Genomic DNA, 17,175 nt, shown 5'->3' with positions numbered 1-17,175 from the left:
GAGAGGGAAAGGGCGTGCCGCCATGTCTGAGACCACCATGACCACCTTGACCACTGTGAATGCTGGGACTGCTGTGACCGGTGCCGTGGAGGCGACCGACGAGCTGCCGGGGCTCTGGCGGGCGCCCACATGAAAGCCGACCTGGCCGCCGCCGACACCGAGGCGGCCCTCGCCGCCACGCAGCGGGCCGCCGTCACCCGCGCCTGAACCCTCCGCCGTTCCTCTAGGGCCTCTCCGTCGCCGGGGGCGGCGGCATCCTGGGCATGTTCGTCTCCGCGGCCCTGGTCGACGTGGCGAGCTGGCGCCGGCTGTTCGTCCTGCCCATCGCGCTGGTCGTCGTGGCCCTCGTGATGGCGCTGCGATCCCTTCCCAACTCCCGCGACGACTCCGGGCACAGGTTCGACACCGGCGGCGCGCTGACTTCCGTCGTTGCGGTGGCCGGGCTGATCTTCGTCCTGAAGCAGGGGCCCGAGCGGGGCTGGACCGCCCCCGCGACCTTGTTCGCCCTCGTCGTGGGTGTCCTGGCCGCTGCAGGCTTCGTGGCCTGGGAGATGCGCCGTCGGGATGCCGCGCTCCTGGACGCGTCTGTTCGGTGAGCGCTCGTTGGCGGGCGGTTCGATCACGCTCCTTGTCGTCTTGGGTGTCCAGGCGGGCATCTTCGTGGTGCTTTTCCGTTCTTCCAGGCCGTGCTCGGCTGGTCGGGTCTGCTCTCCACGCTGGGCCCTGATGCCCATGGCCGTACTGATGATGACGGCCTCGGGCCTGGCCCCCGAACTGGCCGCGCGCATCGGCGCCCGCTCGACCATGGCCACGGGAATTCTGCTGGCCGGTGCGGGCCTTGCCCTCATGGCGGTCTTCGTCTCCGTCGACGGCGGCTGTCTCTCCGTACTGCCTGGCATGCTCGCGATGGGAACCGGCATGGGGCTGTCGATGATGCCCTCGACCGAGGCCATCACCGGCGCCCTGCCGCGTGAGCGCCAGGGGGTCGCCTCCGCACTCAATGACGTCACACGGGAGTTCGGCACCGCGCTCGGCGTAGCCCTGCCCGGCGCGCTCCTGTCCTCCGGCTACCACAGCGCCATCGACTCCCGACTGGACGGCGTTCCCAGGGAAGCTGCCGACACGGCACGCGAAGGCGTCGCCAACGCGATCGGAGCGGCGGACGGAACCGGCGCCCACGCCCAGGCGCTGATCCGCGCCGCGAAGGAGTCGTTCGTCGACGGCTGGCAGCAGGCCATGTGGGCGGGCGTCGCCGTCATGGCCGTCCTGCTCCTCTACATCCTCGCGCGAGGACCGCGGCGCCTGGAGTACGCAGCGGCGGATGAGGCAGAGGAGGCCGGCTCGCGCGCGCCGCTCGATCAGGTGCGTCGGTGACGCCGGTGGGCGAGGCTTCTGGCTGGCGCGTCACCTGGCGCGTCCCTCACCGCAGAGTGACCTCGCTCGGACCGTTGAACGGTGCCAACGACACCACGGTCCTCGGCGTCCGCAGTCCCTCGTGCTCCGCGAACAGCTTCCGCGCCGCATCGAAGGGAACGTCGTCGCCCACCACGAGCGAGACCTGGTCGTAGAGCTCACAGGTCTCGTCCGTCATCTCCCTGTGGCCGCCCGCGTCCGTACCCCATGTGTCCCACAGCAGCGTCTCCACCTTGTTCAGCGCCGCGAGGTCGATCCGGATGTCGTGGGCCACGAACCACTCCCCGAACATCGGCCCCTCCTCCGGGGGATGGAGTCCAAAGGCCGCCGGATCCGCATCGCCTGCCCGGATGACTCGCCACGCCTTGCCCGCGACCAGAAAGCGGTCGCGCGGCACGTCCATCGGATCGAAGTCCACGCCCCAGGCGCTGATGACCAACGGGTCTGCCAGCTGCGGATCGGCGAGCAGCCAGCCTCGCTCGTTGTCCCAGTACTCGGTGACCACGTGGTCACCGTGGAATCCGTCCGGGCCGAGGTAGTCGGCGAACCCGGACCGCAAGCGCGCGGGTGTCCCCGTGTGACGCAGGAACGAGCAGTGCAGCAGCGCGAAGTCTCGGCAGACGCCCACGAACCGGTCACCGGCCTCGCGCCGCTGCGTCAGTGGGGCGTCGTTGCGCTCGATGACGATCCGCAGGATGTCGTCGAGGTAGCGCGTCTCGGCATCGTTGTGCAGGCGGTCCTGCGGGACGACGTGGTGGAACAGCTCACCGTCGAGACGGTGGAGCATCAGATCCCGTGCCGCGCGGGCGAGTTGAGCGGGGTCATCCGGTAGTTCGGTGTAAAACCGGCCGAGCCCGTGGGGGTCGGAGAATGCGCTCTGCGCGGCATAAAAGGCGGCAGTGTCCCGTGCGAGGCGGGCGGGCGGCATGGCTGAACTCCCAGCAGGCTTCGGCCGCGCGTTCGGCTCCCGGGCCGGTGCGTCTCACCGTGTCAAAATCTCGCCGCGCATGTCCAGATGCCTTGTGTCGACGAGTCGCATCAGAGGTTCAACTGATCGGCGAAAGGTGGGTCAACACGGCGCCGCAGCATGACGGGTATGACGGGCTGCGGTGCTTCGCGGGGTGAAATCCCAACTGAAGGAGTGATCTATGCGCTCGCAGGAGTGACGCTCCTTGCTGGGGCGCCGACAGTGTTGTGACCATCGCCGGATGAACGGACAGAAGCGGAAGGCCGAGTTGGATGGCGTCGCCGAGACGACGCTATGGACGTTGCACCACCGCGCTCTGGCCGCGAAGGACCCTGGCTCGGCACTGCGGGACCCGAAGGCGATCGAGGTGATCGACGCTGTCGACTATCCCTTTGAGGGGCGGTTCGGCACCGGCAACTGGGGCTTCGCGCAGGGGATGGCAGTACGGGCGCGCTGTTACGACCGTGAGGTGCGACGTTTCCTCAGTGATCATCCGGACGGCACGGTCGTCTCGCTCGGGGAGGGCCTGGAGACGCAGTTCTGGCGGGTGGACAACGGCCGGGTGCAGTGGCTCGGGGTCGACCTGCCCGAGGTCGCGGAGCTGCGCCAACGGCTGCTGCCGGACGCGCCACGCCACCGCACTCTGCCCTGTTCGGCCACCGACACCCGGTGGATGGACGAGGTCGATGTCTCCCGCGGGCTGTTGATCCTCGCCCAGGGGATGCTGATGTATCTCCCGCGGGACGCGGTCCACCGGCTCATCGAGGCGTGTGCCGCCCGATTCCCCGGAGCGGAGCTCGTCTTCGACACCCCGCCCGCCTGGATGGCCGCCCGCACCGAACGTGGCCGGTGGAAGTACCCCGCCGGGTACCGTCCGCCGCCGATGCTCTGGGGGATGACACCGGCGGAACAGCGCAAGCTGCGCGCGGTGCACCCGAACATCGCCGCCGTGCGGGCAGTGCGCGCGCCACGGGGCCGGGGATTTCTCTGCGGGTGGCTCCTGCCGCTCGCCAACGTTCTTCCTGCGATCCGTACGCGAAAGCCCCTCTGGGTCACGCGTGTGTCGTTCGGCCCGACGAAACAGCACCAAGGAGTCAACGCATGACGGATCGCCTGCAAGTCGAGGCCGAGCGGGAACAAGCCCACCTCTGGCCCCCGCGAGAAGCGCCCCAGGCGCTGGTCGACGAACGGCCGCCGCCGGTGCCCGAGCAGCGTGCGGTTCTCGTCGAAGGCTCCACGCTGCGACTGCGGGAGTTCGTGCCCAGCGATGTCGACGGCGTACTCGGCATCTTCGGTGACCCCCGCACGACCCGCGAGTTCGGTATGCCGCCCTTCCGGCGCTCCGACGCCGCGGCGCTGGTCGAGCAGGCCAGGGCAGGCGCCCGGCGCACTCCTCGCTCGCACTACCGGCTGGGCGTCAGCGACATCGCCACGGGCGAGCTGATCGGCTCGGCGAAGCTGATCCTCGAGGATCAGTCGGGCGAGGGCGGGATGGTCCGCGTCGGCTACCGCAGCGCGGAGGTGGGCCTGGCGCTGCGTGCCGACCGGGTGAGCGTCGGCCACAGCGTCGAGATCGGCTTCCTGCTGGGCATCCTGGGCTTCGACCGGCTGGGCCTGCACCGCGTCTGGTCGGGATTCATGCCGTCGAACGTCGCCGCGCAGCGGGCCATCGAGAAGGCAGGGATGGTCCGGGAGGGGTGCCTGCGCCACTACGGCCACGTGGACGGGGTGTGGCACGACATCGTCCAGTACTCGATGCTCGAGGACGACTGGAAGGCTCTGCGGGGCCGCTGAGACCCCTGCCATTGGTACGGGGCGACGAGTTCCCCGTGCCAACTTGTATCCGCACACGAACGTCGGTGATAGTCGCCCTCTTAGCCTGAGGTGGTGACCAGTGACGTGCCGATGAACCTTCGCACCAGTCTTGCCCGCGTGCTCGAGGACTTCAGCCCTGCCCTGCTCGATCTTGTCCAGGGGACTCCCGGGCTGACGGACGAGGTCGGAGGGGTCGTCATCCACGACCCGGGGGATGCCGTCGCGTACCCGCCGCGGGCCATCGTGCTGGGCGTCGGCGTCTACGGTCCGGTGGAGATCGCCCGGCTCATGCACGAGCTGGGCGCGCACGGTGCGGCGGCCCTGGTGGTACGCGGCCCGGTGGAGCGGGACGAGGCGCTCGCCGAGGCGTCGGCGGCCTCGAACGTGGTCCTGATCAGCTTGACGAAGGGCGCGTCGTGGTCGCAGCTCACGGAACTCCTGCGGACGCTGCTCACCGAAGGAGACGTCGGTGACGTGGGCGTCGAGTCGCTCGGGGGAGTCCCCTCCGGTGATCTGTTCGCGCTCGCCAATGCCGTCGCGACGCTGCTGGACGCGCCGATCACGATCGAGGACCGCCGCCAGCGCATCCTGGCCTTCTCGGGCCGTCAGGACGAGGCCGACCAGTCGCGCGTCGCCACGATCCTGGCCCGCCAGGTGCCGGACGGCTATCTGCGGATCCTGGAGAGCCGCGGGGTCTTCAGCGAGCTGTACCGCAGCGACCGTCCCGTGCACATCGCCCCGGCGACGCTCGAAGAGGGGGAGACGGCCATCCCGCGGGTGGCCGTCGCGGTGCGGGCCGGTGACGAGTTCCTGGGGTCGGTGTGGGCCGCGGTCGAGGAGCCACTGACCCCCGATCGTGAGCAGGCGTTCCAGGACGCGGCGAAGCTCGTCGCCCTCCACCTGCTGCGCCACCGGGCGGGCGCCGACGCGCGGAACCGGCTCCGGGCCGACCTCGTGAGCACGGTCCTCGAAGGCGGCACGGGTGCGGTGGACGCCCTGGACCGGCTGGGACTGGTCAAGGAGCCCACGGTGGTGATGGCCATGGGCCTCGCCGGGCAGAAGGGTGACCATGCCCAGCTCGCGGCGGAACGGCAGCGGCTGACCAGCGCCCTGGGCATCCACCTCAACGCGGTGCAGCCACGGTCGGCCCTGGCACTGCTCGGCGATGTCGCCTACGCCGTCCTCCCGGTGCCGGCGGATCCCGTGGCCGGCCGGGAGCGGGCGGTGCAGATCGCGGCCAACTTCCTGGAGCGGGCCGGCAAGCGGTCGCAGGTGGTGATCGGCATCGGGTCGGTGGCGACCGACCCGTCGGCCCTCGGCCGGTCACGGACCCGGGCGGACCGCGCGCTGCGTGTGCTGATGAGTGACCTGGGCAGCAGGCGGGTGGCCTCGATCGGCGACGTGTACATCGACGCGCTGCTGCTCGACCTGCGGGACCTGGCCGCGGTCCAGGGGGATGAACTGCTCAGCCCGGTGGCCCGGCTGGTGGAGTACGACACCAGGCATCGCTCGCACCTGGTCGGGACAGTGCGCGCATGGCTGGACGCCTTCGGCGACATCATCGCCGCGTCGGCGAGCGTCTTCGTCCACCCCAACACCTTTCGCTACCGCATCCGCAGGGTCGCGGAGGTGGCGCAGGTCGATCTGCAGGATCCGTCCGTGCGGTTCGCCCTCATGCTGCAGCTGCGGCTGATGACTGCCTCGGGCACCGGCCCACCGGAGGAGTGAGCCGGGGCGCCCCGAGGTGTCCGCCGCGCGGCGGTCCGGCTGACGGCCACGCGGTAGCGCCCCGCGCGACGGCCCCTGGGGCAGGTCCGGGAAGGACCTGCCCCAGGGGCCGTTTCACGCTGTCGCCGCCGAGTGGATCCGCTACAGCTGGATCCACTCCTTGGCCGTGGTCACCCGTTCGAGGATCTCGTCGACCGGCTCGACACCGAGCCCGGGGCCGGTGGGGACGGAGAGATGACCGTCGGCGAGTTCGAAGGGCTCGGTGACGTCCGTGGCGAAGTAGCGGCTTGAGCCTGACGTGTCGCCGGGCAGTGTGAAGCCGGGCAGCGCGGCGAGCGCGACGTTGGCGGCGCGGCCGATTCCGGTCTCCAGCATGCCTCCGCACCACACGGGGACGCCGTGGGCCACGCACACGTCGTGGATGGCCTTGGCCTCCAGATAGCCGCCGACCCGGCCCGGCTTGACGTTGATGATCGACGCGGCGCCCAGGGTGATGGCCGCGGCGGCGTCCTCGGCGGACTCGATGGACTCGTCCAGACACACCGGCGTACGCAGCTGCTTGGCCAGTGCGGCGTGCTGGACCAGGTCGTCGTCGGCCAGCGGCTGCTCGATGAGCAGGAGGTCGAAGGCGTCGAGCTTGGCGAGCCGGCGCGCGTCGGCCAGGGTGTACGCGGCGTTGGCGTCCACCTGGAGCAGCAGGTCGTCGCCGAACCGCTCCCGCACCGCGCGGACCGGCGCGATGTCCCAGTCCGGTTCGATCTTGAGCTTGATGCGTACGTAGCCCTCCTCGATGAAGCCGCCGACGGCGTCGAGGAGTTCGGGGACCGAGTCCATGATGCCGACGGAGACACCGCACGGAACGGTCTCGCGCTCGGCGCCGAGGAAGCCTCCGAAGGACTGGCCGGTGGCGCGCAGCTGGGCGTCGAGTACGGCCGTCTCCAGGGCCGCCTTGGCCATCTTGTGACCCTTGAACGGCTTCATGGCGCGCTTGACCGCGTGGGCGTCCGCCTCGGCGGGCAGCGCCGGGATCAGGAAGCGGCGCAGCACGTCGGCCGCCCCGTCGACGTACTCGGAGCAGTAGCGCGGTTCGGACATGGCGACGCACTCGCCCCAGCCCTCGCCGTCGGGCGTGACCACGCGGACGAGCAGGACGTCGCGTGCGGTCTCGACGCCGAAGGAGGTCCGGAACGGCGCCCGCAGGGGCATCGCGATCCGGCGCAGTTCAATTCCGTTGATCTTCATGCTGCTTGGCTCCTGGAGGAGGGGGAGAGGACGGCGGTCACGTGGCGTCGGTGGCGCGCGCGACGACGTAGGAACTGCGGTCATGGAAGCCGGTGACGCGGGCGCCATCGGCAAGGAGACCGCCGAGCACCTCGCGCATCGCGAGCCGCCACGCCTTGGCCGCGCCGGGGTCGGTGCGGCGCAGTCCCTCGATGTCCGGCGGCACCTCGACGATCAGGGTCGCGTCGTCCAGGCGCCCGACGGCGGGCAGGCCGTCGCGCACGGACAGCGCGGTCGCGGCGTCGTCGGGGACCGTCACGGGCAGGAGGCGCGACTCCACGGCGGCGATGGCCGCGGCGTCGTTCAACTCCCAGGCGATGAGCGCCCGGTCGGTGTCGTCACCGCCGTTGATGACGTCGTCCATCGCCCCGTAGAAGCTGGTGAGGTACTCCACCGGCCGCCCGCCCAGCTTCGTCAGGTTGAAGTGGGCGTTGCGCCGCACCAGCGGGTCGTAGGTCCACGTGATCCGGCGCAGCCCGCGGTCCAGGGCCCACCGGCGCTGATGGAGCTTGAGGGCAAGGCCCGCACGGCGGCCCGGCAGCGCACCGGTGACGTGCGAGTGCAGGGCCTCGCCGGCCGGGGCCGCGAAGAAGGCGACGGACGCGCCGACGAGCCGGCCGTCCTCGAAGGCTCCGGCGACGTAGTTGCCCGCGTGGGACAGCGCCCGCATCTGCTCGACACCCATGGGCGAGCTGCCGGGGGAGCTGCCCCAGATCGTCTCGAACAACGCGTTGGCGCCCTCCAGTTCGTGCAGTTCGTGCAGCTCCCGTACGACGAGACCGTGCTGGGTGGCCGGTGCCTGTACGTCGAGGGCGCTCACCGGGCCACCTCCTCGACGAGGGCTGCGAGCAGCCGGGCGCGGGGGACCATCTCGGCGACGACCAGGTGCTCGTTGTCGGCGTGCGCTCCGCCGCCGACAGCGCCCAGGCCGTCGAGGGTGGGGCAGCCGAGCCCGGCGGTGAAGTTCCCGTCGGACGCGCCGCCGACCGCGGCGGATGACAGGTGGCCCAGGCCCTGCCGCTCGGCGATGCGCTGGGCCCGCTCGAACAGGCCGGCCGAGGAAGTCGCCTCGAGCGGCGGCCGGTTGGGGCCGCCGCGTACGTCGAGGCTCGCACCGGGCACGGTGGTCTTCAGGGCGCGCATCGCCACGTCCACCCGCTCCTGCGCGCTGAGGGTCGGGACGCGGACGTCCACCGAGACGCGCGCCTCGGCGGGCACCGTGTTGGTCGTCGTGCCGGCCCCGACCACCGTGGGGACCACGGTGGTGCGCCAGTCCTGCGGGGCGCCGATGTTGATCTCCTCGGCCAGCGTGTCCAGGGCGAGGGTCAGATGCGCGGCCTCCACGGCCGCGTTGATGCCCTTCTCCGGTTCGAGGCCGGAGTGCGCTGCCCTGCCGTGCACCACCAACTCGTAGGCGGAGGTGCCCTTGCGGGCAGTCTTCAGCGCGCCGCCGTCCGCCGACGCCTCCAGGACGAAGGTCGCCGCGCACTGGCCGGCGGCCTCCTCGATCAGCGCTCGCGACGCGTCCGAGCCGACCTCCTCGTCGCCGGTCACCAGGACACAGACTCCCTCCAGGGAGGGCAGCGTGGCCAGCGCGTGGAACATCTGCACAAGACCGGCCTTCATGTCGAAGATCCCCGGGCCGCGCGCGATGCCATCGGTCACCGACCACGGATGAGTGGCCAGCGAGCCCATCGGCCACACCGTGTCGTGATGCCCGAGGAGCAGCACCCGGGGCGTGCCGAAGGACCACCGCAGGTGCGTGATGCCGTCGACGACGATGCGTTCGGGCGGGACGCCCAGGTGACGGGTTCCCTGCGCGGCCACGACGTCCGCGCTGTGCGCCACCGCCTCCAGGTCGGAGGAGAAGGACTCGCACACCACCAGTTCCTCCAGGTCCGCGAGCATCGCGGGAAGACTGAGGTCCGGCTGCTCCGGTATCGCGCCGCTCATCGGGTCCTCCCCAGCTGCTCGCGGAAGAGGCGCTGCACGTTGCCGCCCAGGACCGCGCGAATGGTGTCTTCGTCCAGGCCCCGCTTGGCCATGGCCTCGGTGAGTGCGGGGAGCTCCGCAGGTCCGTCCAGGCCCGGGAGCGAGGCGTCGAGGGCGACGCCCGTGTAGTCGCCGCCGTCGCAGCACGGCGGGGTGATGTCGGCGGCGACCTCCCGCAGGAAGTCCGGGCCGATGCCGACATGTTCGACGCCGACCAGCTCGACGACGTACTCGATGTGGTCGACGACCCGGTCGATGGTCTGCCGCTCCCGCTCCGCGGCCAGGAAGTCGGGGACGAAGTTGACGCAGACGACGCCGCCGGTGGCCGCGACGCCGCGGATCTGCTCGTCGGTCAGATTGCGATGGTGGTCGCACAGCGCGCGTACCCCGGAATGCGAGGCGATCAGCGGCCGGGAGGCGAGTTCGAGCACGTGCGCCACACCGGCCGCCCCCAGATGGGAGACGTCGAACACGATGCCGAGCCGCTCCAGTTCGCGCAGCGCCTCGACGCCGTCGCGGGTGAGTCTGGAGCCGGTGGCGTCCTCCCCGCTGCCGTCCCCGAGCGCGGACCGCCCCCAGTGGGCGATCGACACCATGCGGACGCCGAGACGGTGCAGCGTGCGGAACAGCTCCACGTCCGCGTCCACACCGGGTGCGCTCTCCAGAGCGAGCACCAGGGCGATCCGGCCCGCCGCCAGCGCGGCGTCGATGTCCTCGCCGTCCAGGCACAGGCGTACGTGGTCGGGGTTCCCCTCGGCGATGGCGTGCGCGCACTCGATCATCCGCAGGGTGCGGCGCAGTGCGCCTTCGGGGCGGTACTGGTCGTCCACGAACACCGGCAGGACCTGTATGTTCACGCCGCCCTCGCGCAGCTGCGGAAGCCAGCGCTCGCGGAAGAACTCCGCCCATCGGTGCGGTGGTCGCTCGACCACCGACATGAGCAGGTCGTTGTGCGTGTCGGCGACGACCGTTCGGCTGTGCAGATCTTCGGTCACCTTCGACTCCTCCTCTGATACATGCCTGCGACGCTATGCGAGTCCGGAGGAGCAAGGTTCGTCGGGAAGAACCAACATCGACAACGAGCTCCGTATCCCCGGACGATTTGCCCGGCGTCCATCGCCCAGGGCAGGGGAGCCGTGCCGGCCTGGGATCCCCGCATACCGGCCGCGCAGGGTTCGGACCGGGCGACGAAGCGCGCGACGCCCCGGGCCCCCAAGACTTCTCGGCGCAGGACGTCCAAGGGTCTCCGCACCACCGGAAGAGATACGTCCGCCGCTCGGCATCCTGGGGGCATGGGCCCGAAGGTCACCGGCCACTTCTACCGCCGACTCATCGAACGTACACCGGCGCACCGCGACCAGGAACACCTCCCCGCTGAGCGGCATCGCCGTGGCCGTCGGTCAACTCCACGCGGCCGGAGCCGAGACGACCGTCGCCGCGTCTGCACCGAGATCCCCTGGTGCAGACGCGGCACGGCGGATCAGCCCTCGTACCCGACCGCCTTGGCGTTGCGCCGGAAGTCCGACCAGACAGGTGAGGAGCACGCGCGGCAGTCGGCGCCGAAGAATTCGCCGCGCGCCTCTTGGTCGCCCATCAGGAAGAACCGGAACCAGGCGGTGATCGGACCCCGGAACCCGCCGCCGTCCCCTGCGGGAGTCACGTGCGATGCTCCCGCCAACTCCCCGTAGACGGCGGGGACATGACCGGCGCCGTGGTAGCGGGGAATCACCAGAAGCTCGGGGATCACCACCAGGTCGTGCTCGCCGCCGAGGATGAACATCGGGCCCTTGAGATCGCCGATCCTGCCCTGGGGGCCCGGCTCGACGGGGACGGTCACGTCGACGCGCGGGTCGGCACCGGCGTTGATAGCTCCGCCGCCGCCCTGCGAGTGCCCCGACGAGCCGACCCTTTCCAGGTCGACCTTGCCGTAATACGGGCTCCGGGGGTCCGCATCGGCCTTCTTCAGCACGTCGAGACCGTCGAGCATGGCGGTGCCCGAGCCCGACTGCGTGGTGTTCGCGGCGACCACGATGAACCCGTGGGAGGCGAGGTGTTTCAGGAGCCCGTCGTAGATGACCGGCGTCACGAACGAGCCGTTGCCCCAGATGATCACCGGGTGCTTCGTGCATCCCCTGCTGCCCAGTTCAGCGGGTCGCAGGATGGTGTGACTCGGTCCGGCGCGCTCCTTGGTCACGGCGAAGGGGCCGTCCTCGGCCCAGCGTCCGCCGACCGACGGACAACCGTCGACCCTACGAGCGGCCGTTCCAGGACCGGTGTCGGGCCGCCCGGCGTCCGGCCCGGGACTCGGCTGCGCGAGCCCTTGGCCCGTGAGCGCGGCCGACAGCGCGAGCGACGCCGCAAGGACGGCGGCGGACCGCCGCACCCGACGATTCCTCGGCATGGGGATCTCCTCTCCTGCGGTGCGGGCCGTCACGCGGTGCGGGCCGTCACGGACGCGCCGCGGCCTGGGCGACGGCTTCGCCGAAGGCGGCCATGCCCTGGGCGTTCGGGTGCAGCGGTGCCGCGACGCTGGACGGCACCAGACCCTCGATGTAGCGCTCGGAGGTCGCGGCGCAGGTATCGTGCCCGGCGCTGACGGCAGCGGTGTCGACGTACGTGGCGCCGTTGGCCTTGCTCTGCTGCGCGAGCACGCCGTTGAGCTGGTTCACGCGAGCCTGGAGGTAGTTGCCGTCCTTGTCCCAGATGGGCTGGGTGGGCCAGCAGCCGTCCTTGCGGATGTAGGTGGCGTACCCGGCGACGACGATCCGGGCGTTCGGGGCGCGCCGGTGCACCTCGTCGAGGGCCCGGCCGAAGGTGGCGCTCCAGGCCTCGATGGCCTTCGCGGTGGGGTCGCCCTTGGCCGCGGCGGTGTCGGCGCAGGAGATGCCGGCGGGCTTCGGCAGCAGGTTGACGCAGCCGAGCGCCGTGGCGACGAGACTGACGTCGTTGCCGCCGATGGTCAGGGTCACCAGGTCGGTGCTCGGCTTGAGGGCCTCGTACTGGGGCGGCAGCAGCCCGAACTGGCGGCCCGAGAAGTCACTCACCTTCGCGCCCGAGCAGCTGACGTCGGTGAGGTGTGCGCCCAACGCCTCGGCGGCGACCGCCGGATAGTTCCGTGCGGAGCGCAGACAGGACCACTGGCTCTGGTCGGGGACGAGGGGTCCTGCCGCGAACGAATCGCCGATGGCGACGTACTCCAGCGGCTCCGCGGCCCGCGAGGACGTCGCGCCGGCCGGAGAGACTCCAAGGGCGCAGGCGGACAGGGCGGCGGCCATGACCGCGGTGGTGCGGGCGCGTGTGGGGCGCACGGGCTCTCCTGTGTGGGGTGTACCGGGGGTAACGGACGCCCTTATGATCCGGGCCATCGCCGCCCGGGTGTTCTGGGCGCGCCACCAGACTTTCCGGGGGATCAGTTGTGACCGGTGACAAAAGCGTGGGCCGCTTCCTGATCGCCGACGTACCCGGACTGGCCGCGACCGTCACCCGGCGCATCGCCGACGACCTGCCGGTCTACGCGCGGCTGCCCGCCGAGGAACTGCACGGCGACGTCCGGGCCATCGTCGACATGACGATCCGCGCCTTCGCCGACGTACTGCGTACCGAGCGCATGCCACCCCCGGAGTTCCTCGAGACGGTGCGCCGCTCGGCGGCCAGGCGCGCCGAGGAGCGCATCCCCGTGGAGGCGGTCATCAGCGCCTACCACTACGGGGCCCGCATCTGCGTGGAGGAGGTGACGGCCACGGCCGAACCGCACGACCTGATCGAGGCCCACCGGCTGCTGCTCGACTGCCTGCGGGAGATCACGGCCGCCGTCACCTCGGGATACGTGGAGGAGAGCCAGTCCCTGATCGGGGAGCGCGACGCGGCCCGCCACACCGTCCTGTCCGCCCTGCTCGACGGCAGGGGAACCCAACTCGACTCCGCCCACCTGGGGATACGCCTCCCGCCGTGCTATCTGGCCCTCGCCTTCACCATCGGGCGCCACCCCGACGAGGACCGCCGCGACGTCGACGCCACCGTGGCCTCCCGCCGCAAGATCAGACGCCTGCGCACGGAACTCGACCGCACCCTCGGCCAACCCGTCCTCTCCCGCCTGTCCGCCGACGAGGGCCTGGCGCTCATCCCGTCCGAGGCGCCACCGGACCGCGCGGCCGACACCGACCGGGCCCGGCTCGAAAGGCTGACGGCCTCCCTCATCACCGTCAGCGGAGTACCCCTGGTCGCGGGAGTCGCCGCGAGCACCCCGGCCGACGTCCCGCACGCCGTCCGCCTTGCCACTGAGCTGCGCGACACCGCGACGGGCACGGGACGGCCGCCGGGTGTCTACCCCCTGACCGCGCTGCTCCTCGACTACCAGCTCACCCGCGCCAGCCCCGCCCGCGCCCACTTGGCCGCGCTGCTGACCCCCCTGGCGGACGGCCCGGACCTGCCGGCGACCCTGCGGACGTACTTCGCGTCGAACCTGGACCGCCGCGAGACGGCGGCGCGCCTGCACGTGCACCCCAATACCGTCGACTACCGCCTGCGCCGCATCGCCACCCTGACGGGCCTCGACCTCGCCGCACACACCGATCTTCTGACGCTGCGGGCAGCACTGAGCGCATACGACGCGACGGGGCGCGCCTGACGCAGGACGGGGCACGTGCGCACAGGGCAGAATCCAGAACCGTGATGATCACCGCGCGCGAACTGAACCGTGCCACCCTCAGCCGCCAACTGCTCCTCGAACGTGAGCCATTGACCGTCCAGGACGGCATGCGCCGCGTGGTCGCGCTCCAGGCACAGCAGCCTGTCTCCCCCTACCTCGCCCTGTGGAACCGGCTCACCGACTTCACCGCGGCGGACCTCGATGCCGCGTTCACCGACCGTTCGCTGGTGAAGGCGACCCTGATGCGGATCACACTGCACGCGGTGCACGCCGAGGACTATCCCGCCTTCCGCGCGGCGATGCAGCCCACGCTGTACGCCTCCCGGCTCGGCTCCCGTTTCGCCGCCTCGGGGCTGACCCCGGCGGACGCCGACGCAGTGGTGCCGGAGCTGCTGGACTTCGCCGCCCTGCCGCGGACCTCGGCACAGATACAGGAGTGGCTCGAGGAGCGCCTCGGCGCGGAGAAGGCGTCGAAGGCGGAGAAGTACGAGGGAGCGTGGTGGGGGCTGAAGGCGTACGCGCCGTTGCACCACGCCCCGACCGGCGCGCCCTGGTCCTTCGGACTCCGGCCGTCCTTCGTCGCAGCACTGAACGGGACCGTGCCGGCCGGCCGGGCTGCGGACCCGCAGGCGCTGCGGGCCCTGGTCCTGCGCTACCTGGCAGGGTTCGGGCCCGCGTCGGTCGCGGACGTGGCGCAGTTCTCCATGGCACAGAGAACAGCCGTACGCACGGCGCTCCTTGCCCTGGGTGACACGGTCGAGCGGCTCCAAGGGCCGGACGGGGAAGCGCTCTTCGACCTCCCGGGCGCTTCCCGGCCGCCCGCCGAAACCCCCGCCCCCGCGCGGCTCATGGCCATGTGGGACAGCATTCTGCTGGCGTACTCCGACCGCGGTCGCGTGATACCCCCGGCGTACCGGCCATGGGTGATCCGGCGCAATGGCGACGTATTGCCCACCTTGCTGGTCGACGGTCATGTCGCCGGTGTGTGGCGCCCGTTGCCCGACGCCATCGAGGCCACGGCCTTTCACCCGCTGTCACCCGCCACTTGGGACGCACTCGCCGAGGAGGCCCGGTCCCTGACGGCGTTCCTCGGCGACCGCGAGGCGGCCGTCTACAGCCGATTCCACCACTGGTGGACGAAACTTCCGGAGACCGAGGTCGAGGTGCGCATGCTGTAGCCGGCGCACCTCGACGGGCACGTGCGATCCGCGCCCTTGTGTCACAGATCGTCGACAGCGCCAACCGGACGCGGAGTTCTTCTCTCTTGCCCTGCGGACCGACCACCCCGTCCGCCGCGTTCCGTCACCACTGAGGAGATCTCCACCATGCCCGGGACATCCACTTCCATGATCCTGCGTCTCCACGGCCGCGTCGCGGCACTCGCCGTGGCCGGTATGGCTCTCGCCCTCGCTGTCCCGGTCCCGGCCACGGCCGATCCCGTCGGCGCCGCCGCCGCGGCCGACCCGGTCTCCGTCCTGAAGTTCACCGCTCAAGAACGCCGGGAAGCCCTCGCCTACTGGACGCCCGCCCGTATGAAGGCCGTCGGCAAGTCGGTGGACCTCGGTCCGACCGGGCCGAAGGCCAAGCCATGGCGGGGCACCACCCTGAAGAGCGTGGGGCGGCTGTTCTTCGTCAATGTGAACGGCGCCGACACCTGGTGCACGGCCACTGCCGTGAAGAGCGCCAACCGCTCCGCCGTGATGACCGCGGCCCACTGCGTGCGCCGGGGCTCCTCGCCCGTCAACACCAACTTCTCGATGGTGTTCGTCCCCGCCTACCACAAGGGAAAGGCTCCCTACGGCGCGTTCGCGGTGCGCTCGGCGGCGGCCCCGCGCAGCTGGGAGAAGGACTCCACCAACGACATGTCGGCACTGACCGTCGACGCGGACAAGAACGGCAAGAAGCTCACCGACCTCGTGGGCTCCCAGGCCATCGCCTTCAACCGCCCCGTCGGCGGCACCATCTCCTCCTTCGGCTACTCCGCCACCCGCCCCCAGCTGGGCGAGGAACTGCTGCGCTGTGTCGGCACGGCGAAGAAGGAGAACGGTACGCAGGCCATCCCCTGCGACATGAGCGGCGGCTCCAGCGGCGGCCCGTGGCTCGCCGACTTCAACGCCACCACCGGCAAGGGCGTCCTCGTCTCGGTCAACAGCTCACTGGACTCCCTGACTCCGACCAAGATGTACGGAGAGGTCTGGGGAGCCACGGCCAAGAAGGTGTACGACCGGGCCCAGCAGGGCTGAGGCGTCCGTCACCGGTTTCTGCGGGTGTTCCACTGCGGCAGTTGCTCGAAGAGGGACACGGCGTCGCCGTTCCAGTGCCCGTGCCAGGTGGCGGCTTCGGCTGTCGCCTCGTGGGCATAGTGATCGATGGTCTTCTGCAGGCGGGTGTGGACGTCGTGGCGGTGGGCGATGTCGCGGATGCGGTCGATGGCCTGCGGTGTGCAGTGCGGGTTGCCGAGGGCGGCCTTGACGGTGTCGTGGTCCTCGCCGTCTGTGGCGGCGAGGAGCTCGCGGGTGAGGTAGGTGTGGCGGCCCGCCCGCAGGTCGGCGCCCCTGGGCTTGCCGGTGACGTCGGGATCGCCGAAGAGGTCGAGGTAGTCGTCGCGTATCTGACCGCTGAGCCCGGCAGGCCGGGCGTAGCGGCGCAGGCTCTCCTCGTGTTCCGCCAGGTTCTCGCCCGCGGCGAGCAGGCCGAGGCGCAAGGGAGCGAGGATGCTGTAGCGCGAGGTCTTGTACTCGCACACCGTCTCAAGGAGCCCCTCGTCGTTCGAGGGGTTCACGTCGCGTTCGAGGTCGAGCACCTGGCCGATGACGGTGTCGGTCGTCACCCCGAGCTGGACGTCGAGCATGGCCTGCTTGCGGTCGGCGGGCAGGTCGGCGTCGAACAGGACGCGCAGGGCCAGGAAACCGGCGAGATCGCCCGCCATCATCGCCAGGCCAAGAGCGGCCTGCGGGTGGTCCGGGAAGTCTTCACGGCACGCGTAGTACGTCGAGGGGCCACCGCGCCGCATCGGTGAGTCGTCCATGATGTCGTCGAGGATGAGCGCGTGGCTGTGGAGCAGCTCAAGGCTCAGCGCGGCTTCCGCGAGCCCGGGCACCTCGTCCCGGGTGACGAGGCCGGCCGCCTCGTGGAGAAGGGTGATCCGGATCCGCTTCCCGCCGCGCAGCGAAAGCTGTGACAGGAGTTCCAGGCAGCGGGCCGGGAAGCGGCCCAGCCGCGCCCCGTTGAGGTCACCCGCGAGCTCGGCGAAGTACTTCTCGAAGGACGCGTCGAACCGCCGCTGGTGACCGGCGGCACGCTCGAAGGCGCTGACAGTGCTGCTGTTCAT

The 17,175-nt window shown here is 71.0% G+C and carries 14 protein-coding genes and 1 pseudogene; 7 read left to right on the top strand and 8 right to left on the bottom strand.

Annotation, left to right across the window (positions count from 1 at the left end):
* Window positions 1–236: 236 nt before the first annotated feature.
* Window positions 237–1,374: pseudogene (locus tag OG302_RS03885) on the top strand (MFS transporter); the annotation flags it as partial.
* Window positions 1,375–1,420: 46 nt separating this feature from the next.
* On the opposite strand, the gene OG302_RS03880 reads toward OG302_RS03885, so the two are convergent.
* Window positions 1,421–2,341, bottom strand: coding sequence for a transglutaminase-like domain-containing protein (locus OG302_RS03880; RefSeq protein ID WP_371525384.1), 921 nt, complete (start codon window positions 2,339–2,341; stop codon window positions 1,421–1,423).
* A gap of 280 nt (window positions 2,342–2,621) precedes the next feature.
* Here OG302_RS03880 and OG302_RS03875 point away from each other — a divergent pair, with 280 nt between their 5' ends.
* The 3 genes from OG302_RS03875 (at window position 2,622) to OG302_RS03865 (ending at window position 5,923) form a co-directional block, all read left to right on the top strand.
* Entirely contained in the window at window positions 2,622–3,485 is an 864-nt protein-coding gene (locus OG302_RS03875; protein WP_371525383.1) for a class I SAM-dependent methyltransferase, read from the top strand.
* Entirely contained in the window at window positions 3,482–4,174 is a 693-nt protein-coding gene (locus tag OG302_RS03870) for a GNAT family N-acetyltransferase (protein ID WP_371525382.1), read from the top strand. The genes OG302_RS03875 and OG302_RS03870 overlap by 4 nt, the downstream gene beginning before the upstream one ends.
* Window positions 4,175–4,267: 93 nt before the next feature.
* Window positions 4,268–5,923 (top strand): PucR family transcriptional regulator, encoded by a 1,656-nt coding sequence (locus OG302_RS03865; RefSeq protein ID WP_371525381.1) that lies wholly within the window; start codon window positions 4,268–4,270, stop codon window positions 5,921–5,923.
* A 141-nt stretch (window positions 5,924–6,064) separates the two neighbouring features.
* On the opposite strand, the gene menC is transcribed toward OG302_RS03865, so the two are convergent.
* From menC to OG302_RS03835, 6 genes are all read right to left on the bottom strand, one after another.
* The gene (gene menC / locus OG302_RS03860; RefSeq protein ID WP_371525380.1) at window positions 6,065–7,165 is read right to left on the bottom strand and encodes an o-succinylbenzoate synthase; all 1,101 of its coding nucleotides are present in this window, start codon (window positions 7,163–7,165) and stop codon (window positions 6,065–6,067) included.
* A gap of 37 nt (window positions 7,166–7,202) precedes the next feature.
* Complete coding sequence (locus OG302_RS03855; protein WP_371525379.1) at window positions 7,203–8,024, bottom strand: GNAT family N-acetyltransferase; 822 nt, start codon at window positions 8,022–8,024, stop codon at window positions 7,203–7,205.
* Window positions 8,021–9,112 carry a M20 family metallopeptidase gene (locus tag OG302_RS03850; protein WP_371750012.1) on the bottom strand — a complete coding sequence of 364 codons (1,092 nt, stop codon included), beginning with the start codon at window positions 9,110–9,112 and terminating at the stop codon, window positions 8,021–8,023. Before OG302_RS03850 ends, OG302_RS03855 begins: the two co-directional genes overlap by 4 nt.
* Before the next feature lie 41 nt (window positions 9,113–9,153).
* The gene (locus tag OG302_RS03845) at window positions 9,154–10,191 is read right to left on the bottom strand and encodes a dipeptidase (protein ID WP_371525378.1); all 1,038 of its coding nucleotides are present in this window, start codon (window positions 10,189–10,191) and stop codon (window positions 9,154–9,156) included.
* 485 nt (window positions 10,192–10,676) lie between these two features.
* Window positions 10,677–11,597, bottom strand: a complete 921-nt coding sequence (locus OG302_RS03840) for an acetylxylan esterase (RefSeq protein ID WP_371525377.1) — start codon at window positions 11,595–11,597, stop codon at window positions 10,677–10,679.
* A 46-nt stretch (window positions 11,598–11,643) separates the two neighbouring features.
* Window positions 11,644–12,504 (bottom strand): SGNH/GDSL hydrolase family protein, encoded by an 861-nt coding sequence (locus tag OG302_RS03835; protein WP_371525376.1) that lies wholly within the window; start codon window positions 12,502–12,504, stop codon window positions 11,644–11,646.
* A gap of 107 nt (window positions 12,505–12,611) precedes the next feature.
* Between OG302_RS03835 and OG302_RS03830 the strand changes: the two genes are divergently transcribed.
* From OG302_RS03830 to OG302_RS03820, 3 genes are all read left to right on the top strand, one after another.
* A complete protein-coding gene (locus OG302_RS03830; protein ID WP_371525375.1) occupies window positions 12,612–13,823 on the top strand; it encodes a PucR family transcriptional regulator in 1,212 nt (403 codons plus the stop codon).
* A gap of 41 nt (window positions 13,824–13,864) precedes the next feature.
* Complete coding sequence (locus tag OG302_RS03825) at window positions 13,865–15,022, top strand: winged helix DNA-binding domain-containing protein (RefSeq protein WP_371525374.1); 1,158 nt, start codon at window positions 13,865–13,867, stop codon at window positions 15,020–15,022.
* 147 nt (window positions 15,023–15,169) lie between these two features.
* The gene (locus tag OG302_RS03820) at window positions 15,170–16,087 is read left to right on the top strand and encodes a serine protease (protein ID WP_371525373.1); all 918 of its coding nucleotides are present in this window, start codon (window positions 15,170–15,172) and stop codon (window positions 16,085–16,087) included.
* Window positions 16,088–16,095: 8 nt separating this feature from the next.
* On the opposite strand, the gene OG302_RS03815 is transcribed toward OG302_RS03820, so the two are convergent.
* Window positions 16,096–17,175: a polyprenyl synthetase family protein gene (locus OG302_RS03815; RefSeq protein WP_371525372.1), complete on the bottom strand. Its 1,080-nt coding sequence runs from the start codon at window positions 17,173–17,175 to the stop codon at window positions 16,096–16,098.

Origin of the sequence: Streptomyces sp. NBC_01283 (assembly GCF_041435335.1) — a bacterium.
Taxonomy (GTDB): Bacteria; Actinomycetota; Actinomycetes; order Streptomycetales; family Streptomycetaceae; genus Streptomyces.
Note: the sequence above shows the minus strand (reverse complement) of the source record. Positions and strands in the feature narration are given on the sequence as shown.